This is a genomic window from Brevundimonas sediminis, assembly GCF_048799765.1.
GTDB lineage: Bacteria > Pseudomonadota > Alphaproteobacteria > Caulobacterales > Caulobacteraceae > Brevundimonas.
Map to the genome: position 1 here is coordinate 15,561 of NZ_JBLYQK010000001.1, position 12,069 is coordinate 27,629.

General features: G+C 71.6%; 14 protein-coding genes. 6 read left to right on the top strand and 8 right to left on the bottom strand.

Annotated elements, in window-relative coordinates; translation table 11 throughout:
• Window positions 1-6: 6 nt before the first annotated feature.
• Window positions 7-1,902: an ABCB family ABC transporter ATP-binding protein/permease gene (locus ACLQ7T_RS00095; protein WP_420477794.1), complete on the top strand. Its 1,896-nt coding sequence runs from the start codon at window positions 7-9 to the stop codon at window positions 1,900-1,902.
• On the opposite strand, the gene ACLQ7T_RS00100 is transcribed toward ACLQ7T_RS00095, so the two are convergent.
• From ACLQ7T_RS00100 to ACLQ7T_RS00120, 5 genes are all read right to left on the bottom strand, one after another.
• A complete protein-coding gene (locus tag ACLQ7T_RS00100) occupies window positions 1,899-2,375 on the bottom strand; it encodes a chemotaxis protein CheE (RefSeq protein WP_420477570.1) in 477 nt (158 codons plus the stop codon). The genes ACLQ7T_RS00095 and ACLQ7T_RS00100 overlap by 4 nt on opposite strands.
• On the bottom strand, window positions 2,372-2,950 hold the full coding sequence (locus ACLQ7T_RS00105) for a response regulator (protein ID WP_420477571.1): 579 nt from the start codon (window positions 2,948-2,950) through the stop codon (window positions 2,372-2,374). The genes ACLQ7T_RS00100 and ACLQ7T_RS00105 overlap by 4 nt, the downstream gene beginning before the upstream one ends.
• Window positions 2,951-3,040: 90 nt before the next feature.
• Window positions 3,041-3,991, bottom strand: a complete 951-nt coding sequence (locus ACLQ7T_RS00110; protein ID WP_420477572.1) for an acetyl-CoA carboxylase carboxyltransferase subunit alpha — start codon at window positions 3,989-3,991, stop codon at window positions 3,041-3,043.
• Between the two features lie 84 nt (window positions 3,992-4,075).
• Window positions 4,076-4,363 carry a hypothetical protein gene (locus tag ACLQ7T_RS00115; protein WP_420477573.1) on the bottom strand — a complete coding sequence of 96 codons (288 nt, stop codon included), beginning with the start codon at window positions 4,361-4,363 and terminating at the stop codon, window positions 4,076-4,078.
• Window positions 4,360-5,259 (bottom strand): tyrosine recombinase, encoded by a 900-nt coding sequence (locus ACLQ7T_RS00120; protein WP_420477574.1) that lies wholly within the window; start codon window positions 5,257-5,259, stop codon window positions 4,360-4,362. Before ACLQ7T_RS00120 ends, ACLQ7T_RS00115 begins: the two co-directional genes overlap by 4 nt.
• A 110-nt stretch (window positions 5,260-5,369) precedes the next feature.
• On the opposite strand from ACLQ7T_RS00120, the gene ACLQ7T_RS00125 reads away from it, so the two are divergent.
• The gene (locus ACLQ7T_RS00125) at window positions 5,370-5,927 is read left to right on the top strand and encodes a shikimate kinase (RefSeq protein WP_420477575.1); all 558 of its coding nucleotides are present in this window, start codon (window positions 5,370-5,372) and stop codon (window positions 5,925-5,927) included.
• A complete protein-coding gene (aroB, locus tag ACLQ7T_RS00130; RefSeq protein ID WP_420477576.1) occupies window positions 5,924-7,030 on the top strand; it encodes a 3-dehydroquinate synthase in 1,107 nt (368 codons plus the stop codon). The genes ACLQ7T_RS00125 and aroB overlap by 4 nt, the downstream gene beginning before the upstream one ends.
• Before the next feature lie 15 nt (window positions 7,031-7,045).
• On the opposite strand, the gene ACLQ7T_RS00135 is transcribed toward aroB, so the two are convergent.
• Window positions 7,046-7,450, bottom strand: coding sequence for an MliC family protein (locus ACLQ7T_RS00135; RefSeq protein WP_420477577.1), 405 nt, complete (start codon window positions 7,448-7,450; stop codon window positions 7,046-7,048).
• A gap of 35 nt (window positions 7,451-7,485) precedes the next feature.
• Window positions 7,486-7,971 (bottom strand): tRNA adenosine(34) deaminase TadA, encoded by a 486-nt coding sequence (gene tadA / locus ACLQ7T_RS00140; RefSeq protein WP_420477578.1) that lies wholly within the window; start codon window positions 7,969-7,971, stop codon window positions 7,486-7,488.
• Between tadA and ACLQ7T_RS00145 the strand changes: the two genes are divergently transcribed.
• Together ACLQ7T_RS00145 and rsmD are read left to right on the top strand one after the other, a co-directional pair.
• Window positions 7,960-9,423, top strand: a complete 1,464-nt coding sequence (locus tag ACLQ7T_RS00145; protein WP_420477579.1) for a pseudouridine synthase — start codon at window positions 7,960-7,962, stop codon at window positions 9,421-9,423. The two genes, tadA and ACLQ7T_RS00145, sit on opposite strands and share 12 nt — an antisense overlap.
• Before the next feature lie 3 nt (window positions 9,424-9,426).
• On the top strand, window positions 9,427-10,005 hold the full coding sequence (gene rsmD / locus ACLQ7T_RS00150; protein ID WP_420477580.1) for a 16S rRNA (guanine(966)-N(2))-methyltransferase RsmD: 579 nt from the start codon (window positions 9,427-9,429) through the stop codon (window positions 10,003-10,005).
• Window positions 10,006-10,013: 8 nt separating this feature from the next.
• Here the strand turns inward: rsmD and ACLQ7T_RS00155 are convergent, their stop codons facing one another.
• On the bottom strand, window positions 10,014-10,670 hold the full coding sequence (locus tag ACLQ7T_RS00155) for a hypothetical protein (RefSeq protein ID WP_420477581.1): 657 nt from the start codon (window positions 10,668-10,670) through the stop codon (window positions 10,014-10,016).
• Window positions 10,671-10,883: 213 nt separating this feature from the next.
• Between ACLQ7T_RS00155 and ACLQ7T_RS00160 the strand changes: the two genes are divergently transcribed.
• Window positions 10,884-11,921, top strand: coding sequence for a Kelch repeat-containing protein (locus tag ACLQ7T_RS00160; RefSeq protein WP_420477582.1), 1,038 nt, complete (start codon window positions 10,884-10,886; stop codon window positions 11,919-11,921).
• The last annotated feature ends 148 nt before the right edge of the window (window positions 11,922-12,069 follow it).

Below are 12,069 nucleotides of genomic sequence, written 5' to 3' on the forward strand. Positions count from 1 at the left end.
ATGGCGATGAGAGGTGAACGCGGGGCCGGGCGACGGCAGGGATCGGAAGCCAGGGCGGCCAACGCCGGGCTGACGACGCCGACTGAAGGCCCGCCGACCCTGCAGGCCCTGGCTGACCTGATGCGTCTGGTCAGCCGGTCCAACGCGCCGCAGCTGAAGCTGCGCCTGGCCGCGGCTGTCGGCATGACGCTGGCGGGCAAGGGGCTGGGCGTCCTCGCGCCCCTGGTGCTGGGCGCGGCGGTCAATCATCTGGCGGCCGGGCAGGGGGTGGAGGTCGCCGTCGGTCTCGGCTTCGCCGCCTTCGCCCTCGGGTGGGCCCTCGTGCGTCTGCTGTCGGCGATCGCCCCGAACGCCTCGGATGTGGTGTTCGCGCCGGTGCGCTCGGCGGCCCAGCGGACCGCGGCGACCGAGACCTTCGCCCACGCCCTGGGCCTGTCGCTCGACTTCCACCAGACCAAGCGGTCAGGCGCCCTGTCACGAACCATGGACCGCGGCTCCCGGGCCGTGGACTTCCTGCTGCGCATTCTCGCCTTCAACCTCGTCCCCACCGGCGTCGAACTGGTGCTGGCGGCCGGGGTTCTGGCGGGGCGGTACGACTGGCGCTTCGGGGCCCTGGCCGTGGCGGTGGTGGCCGTCTACGCCGTCTCCACCTTCGCCCTGTCCAACTGGCGGATCGAGCACCGACGGATCATGAACGCCGCCGACACCCAGGCGGCGGGGGTCTCCGTCGACGCCCTGCTCAACTATGAGACGGTGAAGGCCTTCGGGGCGGAGGCGCGGGCGGCCCGCAGCTATGACGCGGCGCTGGGCGACTACACGCGGGCGGCGTTGAAGGCGAACAGCTCGCTGGCCCTGCTGAACATCATCCAGGCTGTGATCATGAATGTCGGTCTGGGCGTGATGGCCGTCATGGCCGGGTTCGAGGCCGCCGCCGGGCGGATGGGCCCGGGCGACGTGACCGCCGCCGTGCTGATCATGATCAGCCTCTATGCGCCGCTGAACATTCTCGGCTTCGCCTATCGCGAAATCCGGCAGTCCTTCATCGACATGGAGGAGATGCTGAAGGTCACCCGCCAGACGCCGCAGGTGGCCGACGCGCCCGACGCGGCGCCGCTGGCCCGGCCGGCGGACGTCAACGGCGCGGCCCTGACGTTCGAACAGGTCGGCTTCCGGCATGACGCCCGGGCGAGCGGCCTTGAGGCCGTCAGCTTCCATGCCGCGCCGGGGACGACGACGGCGCTGGTCGGACCGTCCGGCTCCGGCAAGTCCACCATCGTCAAACTGGCCCTGCGTCTTCTGGACCCGCAGGAGGGACGGGTGCTGATCGACGGCGTCGACGTCCGCCATGTGACCCAGGAGAGTCTGCGGGCCGCCGTCGCCCTGGTTCCGCAGGACGTGGCCCTGTTCAACGATACGCTGCGGGCCAACATCAGCTTCGCCCGCCCCGATGCGGACGAGGCGGCCATTCTGGCGGCGGCCGAGGCGGCCGAGCTGGGGCCGTTCATCGCCCAGCTGCCCGATGGACTTGAGACCGTGGTCGGCGAGCGCGGGCTGAAGCTGTCCGGCGGCGAGCGTCAGCGGGTGGGCATCGCCCGCGCCCTGCTGGCCGACCCCTGCATCCTGATCCTCGACGAGGCCACCAGCGCCCTGGACAGCCGGACCGAGGCCGCGATCCAGAAGACCTTGCGCCGGGCCCGGGCCGGGCGGACGACCCTTGTGGTGGCCCACCGTCTGTCGACCATCGCTGACGCCGACCAGATTTTGGTGCTCAAGGCCGGGCGGGTGGTCGAGCGCGGCGCGCACCATGAACTGGTGGCCCGTCAGGGCGGTGAGTATGCGGCCCTTTGGCGGAAGCAGACGCGCGGGGCCCGGGTGAAGGCCGGGCTGGAGGCCGCGATCTAGTCCGGCGTCGCCAGCTTCCGGCTGACCATCCCGTCCAGGCTTTCGCGCACCTGACGACGGCCGTCCGCATCTCCGGACAGCGTCAGCAGCAGGTGCAGGGACCGGGCGTAGATCGGCAGGACGCGCCAGTCGAACGGCCGCTCGGCGGTGGCGGCGTCGATCAGGTCGCACAGCCCGACGGCGACCGCGCAGACGTCGTCCTGTTCCAGCAGGCCGGCCGCCTCGATGACGCCGTTGGCGGCGTGATAGGCCCGCATCAGGCGCGCATGGGCCTCGGGCGCGTCGCCGTCCGGGGGCGGCGTGATGGCGGCCAGTTCCGCGACCCGGCGCTCGACCTCTTCCGCCCCGCGGGCTTCCAGCGCCCCCAGGTTGGCGCGGGCCTGGCTGAGGGCCGTGCCGACGCTGAAGCCGCCGGCGGCGTCGATGATCTTCGACAGGCGTGACGTGCGCCGGGCGTGGGTGATGACCTTCATGCCGCGCCGCCCGTGTCGGCCTGGGCCGCCAGTTCTGCGGCCAGCTTCTGCTTGCGGATGGCTTCGGCCCGGCGTTCCGGACCGGGCGCCTTGCCCTCGCGGAACCGCCGGTCTGGACCGAAATAGTCCCCGACTTCCAGAAACGGGCGGGTGTCGCGGGCGACGAAGATGATCCGCTCCAGCAGCGTGGCCGCGCTGAACGGCTTGGTGATGACGAAATTGGCCCCGCAGTCGCGGGCCTCCGCGACCCGCGAGCGGCGGATATGGCTGGCGGTCATGATGACCGGAGCGAAGGCGTTGGGGTCCAGCCCCGAACGGCGCAGCCAGCGCACCAGCTGATAACCGTCCATTTCGGGCATCTCGGTGTCGACCACCAGCAGGTCCACCGAATGGTCCTTGAGGATCTCCATGGCGTGGACGGCGCTGCTGCAGGCGTATCGGGTCTTGATGCCGAAACCGAGCAGGGCGCTGGCGGTGATGTCCAGACCGAAGGGGGAGTCGTCGACCACCATGGTCACGGCGCCGGTCAGATTGATCACCGCGCTTTCGCGCAGGCTGTCCAGCCCCAGAGCCATGCCCCACTCCACACGCTGCGGTCTGACCTGAGGTCGCCGCGCGCGGAATGCTTGTCATTCGTCGATGATCAGGAGGTTAACGCTGTCAACCTAGCCGAGGCGACCGATCGCATAGAAGCGGTCCGCGCGCGCCTTGCGCAGCTGATCGGGCGAGAGGCCGGCCATGGCGTCCAGCTCCTCGACCAGCACGTCGCCGACGGCCCGGATCGCCGCGTCGCGGTCGGTGTGGGCGCCGCCCAGCGGCTCGCCGATGATCCGGTCCACGATCTTCAGCTCGACCAGATCGGGGCCGGTGATCTTCATGGCCATGGCGGCGTCCTTCGCCCGGCTGCCGTCGCGCCACAGGATGCCGGCGGCGCCTTCCGGCGAGATGACCGAGTAGATCGAATGCTCCAGCATCAGCACGCGGCTGGCGGCGGCGATGGCGATGGCGCCGCCCGAGCCGCCCTCGCCGGTGATGGTCGCGATCGACGGTACGCCCAGAGTCAGGCCGCGCTCGGTCGAGCGGGCGATGGCCTCGGCCTGGCCGCGCTCTTCCGCGCCCAGTCCCGGATAGGCGCCGGCGGTGTCGACGAAGGACAGGACGGGCAGGCCGTACTGCTCGGCCAGGTCCATCAGGCGCACCGCCTTGCGGTAGCCTTCCGGGCGGGCCATGCCGAAATTGTGGGTCAGGCGGGTCTGGGTGTCATGGCCCTTCTCATGGCCCATGACCACGACAGGACGGCCGCGCAGGCGGGCGAGACCGCCGAGGATGGCCTGGTCGTCGCCGAACTGGCGGTCGCCCTTCAGTTCGACGAAGTCCGTGAACAGCCCTTCGACATAGTCGACGAAATGCGGGCGCTGCGGGTGGCGGGCGACCTGGGTCTTCATCCACGGGTCGAGGCCGCCGTAGATCTTCTTGCGGAGCTGATCCGCCTTCTTCTGCAGGCCGTCGATTTCCGACTCGAACGAGCCCGCGGTCGAGGCGAGCAGCGAGAGCTCCTCGATCTTCGCCTCCAGATCGGCGATCGGCTTTTCGAATTCGAGGTAGTGCGTGGCCATCAAGGCATCCGGAACTGGCGCGCCGCGTGGCGCATCGGAAGGCGGCGGAACCTAGTCAGGTCAACGCCGGGGGGCAAGCGGAGTTCAGTCATCCAGTGGCTCGTCACAACGGGCGCATCGTCGAGGGGGCCAGAAACTGTAGCTGTAGAAAGTCCGGCCGTTGAACTCGATCCGCTGTTTGGCGACCGGCAGATCGCAGGCGGGGCAGCGGAAGACGATACTTGACGCAGCGCCGATCAGGGAGATGGCGACCCATCCGGGAAAGTACCAGAAGCCGAGCACGACCTTGAAGGCCGGGACCCAGGTGTAGGTCAGCAAGCCGATCCAGAAGAGCGTGACCGCCACCAGATAGTCCGTGCGCGCGGTATTCATTCGTCCCTCGCCAAGGGATGCTTCTCCTGCACCATCCGGCTGAGCCGGTCGGTGGCGACGTGGGTGTAGATCTGGGTGGTCGAGATGTCCGCGTGGCCCAGCAGGGTCTGGACGATGCGCAGGTCGGCGCCGCCCTCCAGCAGGTGGGTCGCGAAAGCGTGGCGCAGGACGTGGGGGCTGACCCGCGACGGGTCGATCCCGGCGTCGATGGCCGCCTGATCCAGCATCTGGGCGAAACGGCGGGGCGTCAGGGCCGCCTTGCCGACGGGGGAAGGGAAGAGCCACGGGCTGTCGGGCGTCTCCGGCTTGCGCGCCGCGTCGCGGACTTCGAGCCAGACCTTCACCGCCTCGCGGGCCGAGGCGTTCAGCGGGGCCAGCCGTTCCTTGCCGCCCTTGCCGCGCACGATCAGCCAGGCGGGATCGCGCCTGACGGCCTCGACCTTGAGGGCCAGCAGCTCCGATACGCGCAGGCCCGAGGCATAGGCCAGCTCGACCAGCGCGACCATTCGAACGCCCGCCGCGCCGTCACGGGCGGCAGCGGCCTCCAGCAGGGCCTCGATCTCGTCCCGGGTCAGGGTGTTTGGCAGGGTGCGGCCCTGTTTTGGGGCGTCGAGGCGGCGCGAAGGGTCATCCTGCCGCCAGCCCTCTCCGAGGGCGAAACGGTAGAACTGACGCACGGCGGCGCGCCGCCGGGACTGGGTGGCGGGAGACAGACCGCGCGCCGCCAGCCCCGCGTACCAGGTCTCGACCGCCGTCTCGTCCGCCTGCATCAGGCCGCCGTTCACCCCGCCCTCGGCGTCGGCAAGGTCCCGGGCGTAGGCGGACAGGGTATGGGGCGAGGCGTCCCGTTCCACCGCCATCATCTCCAGGAAGGCCTCGATCTGGGGGCTGCTCAACACGCCCCCTTCGCCACGGCGCGGCTTCGTGTAGAGGTGTAGGGGATCATGACGTGCCTGCGCTCCCCCGTTCCGTCGTTCATCCGCCGCCCGCTGGTGCGAGGCGTGCGATGACCGGCGCTGAGGCGATTCCCGTGCATCAGCGCACCATAGCGCTGGTCGGGCTGATGGGCGTGGGGAAATCGACGGTCGGTCGGCGTCTGGCCAAACGGTTGGGGCTGCCCTTCGCCGACGGGGACGATGAGATCGAGGCGGCGGCCGGGATGACCGTATCCGAGATCTTCGCCAGCATGGGCGAGGGCGAGTTCAGGGCCGGCGAGGCGCGGGTCATGCGCCGCCTGCTGGAAGGGCCCCGACTGGTGCTGGCCACCGGCGGCGGCGCGATGCTGAACCTCGAGACCCGGGCGCTGATGAAGGCCCGCGCCGTGACGGTCTGGATGCGGGCCGATCTGGAGGTGATCGCCCAGCGGGTCCAGCGGCGCGACACCCGCCCCCTGCTGCGGGGCAAGGACCCGCTCGAGACGCTCCGCACTCTCGCCGAGGCCCGCTATCCGGTCTACGGGCAGGCGGACGTGACAGTGGATGTGGCCGGCGGCGCTCACGCGGAAGCGGTGGAGGCGATCGTGCGGGCGCTGGACGCCCACGGGGCGATGGAGATCAAGGCGTGACGACGACGGTTCCGGTCACCGGTGGAGACTTCCGCCCCTACGACGTCGTGGCGGGGCGGGGACTGCTGACCGAGCTCGGCGCGCGGGTCGCCCCGCTGGCCAGGGGCCGCACGGTCGTCATCACGGACGAGACCGTGGCCACCCTGCATGGACCCGCCGCGCTGAAGGCGCTGGAGGACGCGGGCGTGCGCGCCCGTCTGCTGACCGTCCCTGCCGGGGAAGGCTCCAAATCCTTCGCCGAGCTGGAGCGGGTGCTGGACCGGATGCTGGCCTTCGGGCTGGACCGCAGCGACATCGTCGTGGCCCTGGGCGGGGGCGTGGTCGGGGACCTGGCCGGTCTGGCGGCGGCCCTCTACATGCGCGGCATCGACTTCGTGCAGGTCCCGACGACCCTGCTGGCGCAGGTGGACAGCTCGGTGGGCGGCAAGACGGCCATCGACACCCCGCGCGGCAAGAACCTTGTCGGCGCCTTCCACCAGCCCCGGCTGGTGCTGGCCGACATCGATGTGCTGGCCACCCTGCCGGAGCGCCAGCTGCGTTCGGGCTGGGCCGAGGTGCTGAAGCACGGCCTGATCTGCGACGCGGCCTTCTTCGACTGGCTGGCGGGGGAGGGCGCGAGCGGCGCCAAGGGCGATCCGGCGGCGCTGCAGCGGGCGGTGGTCCGCTCGGTCGAGATCAAGAGCGCGGTGGTGGGCGAGGACGAGAAGGAGGCGGGCAAGCGCGCGCTGCTGAACCTCGGCCACACCTTCGGCCACGCCATCGAGGCCGAGCTGGGCTTCGACGAGGACAGCCTGACCCACGGCGAGGCGGTGGCGCTGGGCTGCGCCATGGCCTTCCGCTATTCGGCCGCGCAGGGGCTGTGCCCGCAGGCGGACGCGGACCGGGTCGAGGCGGTGACGGCTGCCGCCGGTCTGCCGGTGAGTCTGGCCGAGGTGGGCCAGTTCGGGGCGGAGGCCCTGATCCGGCGCATGGCGGGGGACAAGAAGGCCGAGGGCGGCCGCCTGACGCTGATCCTGGCCCGCGCCATCGGCGACGCCTTCACGGACAAGAACGTGGACCCCGCGGGACTGACCGCCTTCCTGAAGGCCGAGGGCGCGACCTAGGACGGAGGTTCCCGCCTAGTCCACCGCGCGGCAGGTGGTGGGCTCAAGCCCGTCGGCGCTCCAGGTCGCCATCGAGCCCTTGCCGCGCAGATCATGGCCCGAGGCCCGGTACCAGATGCCGTCGGCGGACCGTTCCTGGAACAGGTCGACGGCCCCGCCTTCGGAGTTGCGGACCGTGGCCATCTGACGGGGGTTGTCGAAGTCGACGGTCAGGCGCTGGCCGTCGTTGCACAGATAGACGGTGCGGATGACCCGGTTGAGGGCGCGGTCCTGCACCTCGGCGCCGGTGCGGCGGCGGGCGGTCTGGGCCGCCTCGGCGCGCTCGCGCACCGAATCACCGTCGGTCGGGGCCTGGGCCGGCTGGCGACCGCAGGCGGCCAGCGAAAGCACGGCGAGGGCCGGGACCAGAAGTCTCTTCATGCGGAGCAAGCCTTGCCGTTACAGGAGCCGGCGCATCAACGCGCCGCGCCGGTCGCCGTTCCCTTGCGGCGGGCGCGGAAGAAGGCGCGGAGCATGTCGCCGCCCTCGGCAGCCAGAACCCCGCCCTCGGCCTGTGGGCACCAGTGGCAGGTGGGCTGGTCGAAGAAGCGGGGGCCGTGGGCGACGGCGCCGCCCTTGGGATCGTCCGCGCCCCAGACCACGCGGCCGATCCGGGCGTGGCTGATGGCCCCGGCGCACATGGCGCAGGGCTCCAGCGTCACATACAGGGTCAGCCCTGTGAGCCTGTAATTGCCCAGCTTTTGAGCCGCCGCGCGCAGGGCGACGATCTCGGCGTGGGCGGTCGGGTCGTAGGCGCCGATAGGGCCGTTGCGGCCTTCGGCGACCACCTCGCCGGTGGTCTCGTCGACAATCACGCAGCCGACCGGAGTCTCTCCGACGTCCGCCGCCGCTTGCGCGCAGGCCAAGGCCATGCGCATGAACCGCTCATCATGGCCTTCCATCCCCGAGACAACGACAAGAAGCCGCGCCCGCGTCAAGACGGCGACCGCGACGGCCCCCGCAAACCCTTCGCCGCCAAGGGCGGCAAGCCCGGCCCGAAGGGACCGCCGAAGGGCGGCAAACCCGCCGCCGACGAGGCCCCCAAGCGCACCGAGCGCATCGCCAAGGCCATGGCCCGGGCGGGCATCGCCTCGCGTCGCGAGGTCGAGCGCCTGATCGGCCTGGGCCAGGTGGCCGTCAACGGCAAGATCCTGGACACCCCGGCGACCCTGGTGACCCGCGACGACGTGATCACCGTCAACGGCAAGCCCATCGGGGCGGCCCAGGCCACCCGCGTGTGGCGCTATCACAAGCCCGCCGGGCTGGTGACCTCGCACGGCGACCCGCAGGGTCGGCCGACGGTCTTCGACGCCCTGCCGAGCAGCCTGCCGCGGGTGATCTCGGTCGGCCGCCTCGACCTCAACACCGAGGGCCTGCTGATCCTGACCAACGACGGCGAGCTGAGCCGCGCGCTGGAGCTGCCGCAGACCGAGCTGGTCCGCCAGTACCGGGCCCGGGCCCGGGGCCGGGTGACCCAGGCGCAGCTGGACACCCTGAAGGACGGCGTCACCGTCGACGGCATCCGCTACGGCCCGATCGAGGCGACCCTCGACAAGGCCAAGGAGAAGGCCGAGGGCGAGAAGTCGTCGGCCAACCTGTGGATCAGCGTCTCAATCACCGAGGGCAAGAACCGCGAGGTCCGCAAGGTGCTGGAGCACCTCGGCCTGACCGTGAACCGCCTGATCCGTCTGGCCTATGGCCCGTTCCAGCTGGGCACCCTGCCGGTGGGCTCGGTCGAGGAGGTCGGACCGCGGGTGATCCGCGAGCTGCTGGGCGAGCACATCCGGCCCGAGAACCTGCCGACCGGCAACACGGTCGCCACTCCCGCGCCGATCCCCGGCCGCCGCACCTCGGCGCCGATCGTGAAGGGGGCTTCGGGCTCGGCCATGTCGGATCCGTCGCGCAAGCCCAACCGCGTCCGCGCCGCCGAGGCCGCCGCGACCGAGGGCGGGAGCGACACCGGCCGTCGCGCGCCCAAGAAGGAAGGCTGGGCCAAGGCCAAGCCGAAGTTCGAGCACACCAAGACCTTCAAGCCGCGCGAGCGCACCGCGCCCCGGCCGAGGGACGAGGACGGCGGCGACCGGCCCAAGCGCGCCTTCAAGCCGCGTGAGGACCAGTTCATCGACAAGCCCCGTGAAGGGACCCGCGGCGGCGGCTCGCGTGGACCGGGCAAGCCGGCCTTCGGTGACAAGCCGCGTGCTGGTGGCGCCGGTCGGCCCTCGGGCGGTTTCGGGGCCAAGCCGGGCGGATCGCGCCCCTCGGGCGGCGGCTTCGGCGGCAAGCCGGGCGGCGGCTCGCGCCCGTCCGGCGGAGCCGGGCGGGGCGGTCCGCGTGGTCCGCGCCGGGACGGCTGATCCATGCGGATCGTCGCAGGCAGCCTGAAGGGGCGGGCCATCACCGCCCCCGAGGGCCAGAACACCCGTCCGACCTCGGACCGGGCGCGTCAGGCCATCTTCAACGTGCTGGAGCACGCAGCGTGGGCCGGGCCGCTGGACGGCGCGCGGGTCATCGACCTTTACGCGGGCTCGGGCGCCCTGGGCTACGAGGCCATCAGCCGGGGGGCGGCCTTCGCCCTGTTCGTCGAGATCGAGGACGAGGCCCGCGGCGCCATCCGCGAGAACGCCGACGCCTGGGGCCTGATGGGCCGCACGCGGGTGCATCGCCGCAGCGCCACCGACCTGGGCGTCCGTCCCGGCTCGGACGGCGAGGCCTTCGACATCGCCTTCCTGGATCCGCCCTACCGCAAGGGATTGGGGGAGCAGACGCTGGCCCGACTGCTGGAGGGCAACTGGCTGAAGCCCGGCGCCACCGTGGTGTTCGAGCGCGGCTCGGACGAGCCGGAGATCGACACCCCCGGCTATGAGCGGCTGGACGCCCGCGACTACGGCGCGGCGCGGGTGCTGTTCCTGAGGGTGAAGACGGCGTCAGAGGGCTGAGACCGGGCTCAGGGACCGCCGCGTTGACGCCCGTCACGGCCGCGGAGGCGGCGGGCGGCGCGTTTCGAGGGACGGGGCGCGTCGGAATTGTGCACTCCGGCGAAAATGGAGTGCACATCGTGCACATTTTCCCGTGGGGCGGGGTCTGACGGAGCCGGCTCGCCTTCCGGTTCGTCGAAGGCCGGGTCTTCGAAGGGCGGTTCGATCAGGATGGGCTCGGCGCCGGACAGCAGGCGGACCTCCGCGTCGGATTCGTCCTCCATCGGCTGATCGACCTCATGCAGGCGGTATTCCGGCGGCTCCTCGCCCGGGAAGATGAGGGCGTCGATCATGTCGCTTTCGGCCTTCATCTCCTGCCACAGACGACGCCAGCGGATGGCCTCCATGGCCCGGCCGCGCTCCAGCGCCTGGACGAAGCGCAGCCGCGCCGTCTCGACCTCCTCGTTCGGCGTCAGGTCGTCGTAGATCATCAGGGCCTGACGGACGTCCGGCGGCGCGCCCGGCTGATCCTGCCGCCGCCAGCCGTATTTGCGGGCGCGACGGCGGAAGGCCGACAGACCGAGCTCATGGCGGCGGCAGACGGCCTCGGCGTCCAGACCGGCCAGATAGTCGTCGCGGGCCTGGGCCCAGATCTCGGGCGAACGGATGCGGTAGGGATAGGTCATCCGGAGAACATAGAACGCGGGTACGTCAGAATTGGACGTACGGGGGGGCGATTTTGAGGGTGTGGGGTGTGGGGTGTGGGGTGTGGTCAGGGATTAGGGATTAGGTTGGGCTCGCCCCACGTTCCGCTCATCCCACACCCCAAGCCCCAATCCCCAAGCCCGGCCCACGCGGGGGAGGAAGACGGGCGCGTAAACCCGTGTCAGTCTCACCTCATGACCCATCTCGACCGCCGCACCCTGATCGCCGCCGGGGCCGCTCTCGGCCTCGTTCCCGCCGCCGCCCGCGCGCAGGCCGAGCCTGTTGGACGCTGGACCAGCCGGGCCTCGCTGCCGTGGATCGGGCAGGAGATCTATGCGGCGGTGTGGAACGGGAAGATCGTCACCGCGGGCGGGCTGGTGATGCGGCGGGGCCAGCCCCTGCATGTCGAGGACCGGGTCGCGGCCTATGACCCGGCGGCGGACGTCTGGAGCGAGCTGCCCCGCCTGCCGGAGGCCCGGCATCATCCGATGGTCATGGTCGCGGGCGGCGAACTGAACATCGTCGGCGGCTATGCGCGGACAGAGGCCGGCGAGTGGGTGAACACGACCACGGCCTGGGCGCTGAAAGACGGCGGCTGGGTCGAGGCGGCCCGCCTGCCGACGCCGCAGGCCGAGGCGGTGGGGGCGGGGATGAACGGGCGGCTGCACCTGATCGGCGGCCGCACGCCGGAGGGCGAGGCCAACGCCGGCTGGAACGACCAGACCGATACGGACCGTCACCGGGTGCGGGTGGACGGGCGCTGGGAGACGGCCCGTCCGGCCCCGGTCGCGCGCAACAGCGCCGCCGCCGCCGTGCTGGACGGGGCGATCTGGGTGGCCGGCGGGCGCACGGTCAGCGGCGGGGGCACGGGGCGGCTGGACCGCTATGACCCGGCGGCGGACCGCTGGGATACGCTGGCGCCGATCCCGCGCTCCGATGCGCAGAACAGTCAGGTCGGCGGCGGACTGGCCATGGCGGAAGCGGGCGGCAGGCTGGTCGCGTTCGGCGGGGAGTGGTTCGCGCCCGGACGCAGCGGCGGGGGCGGCGGGGTGTTCGCCGAGACCTGGATCTATGATCCGGCTCGGGATGCGTGGACGGCGGGGCCGGACATGAAGACGCCCCGGCACGGACTGGCGGCGGCGTCGGTGGACGGCGCGGTCTATGCGATCGCGGGAGGCTCGGTCGTGTCCGGCGGGCAGGCCGTGGGGGTGGTGGAGCGGTTTGGGGGGTAGGGTGTGGGGGTTTGGGGGTGTCGGGTGTGGGGTGTCGGGGAGGGATTAGGGATTAGGCAGTAGGGAGTAGGGACTGGGGATTGGCGGGGCGCTGGCGCGTGCCGACACCCGACGCCCGACGCCCGACGCCCGACGCCCGACACCCGAC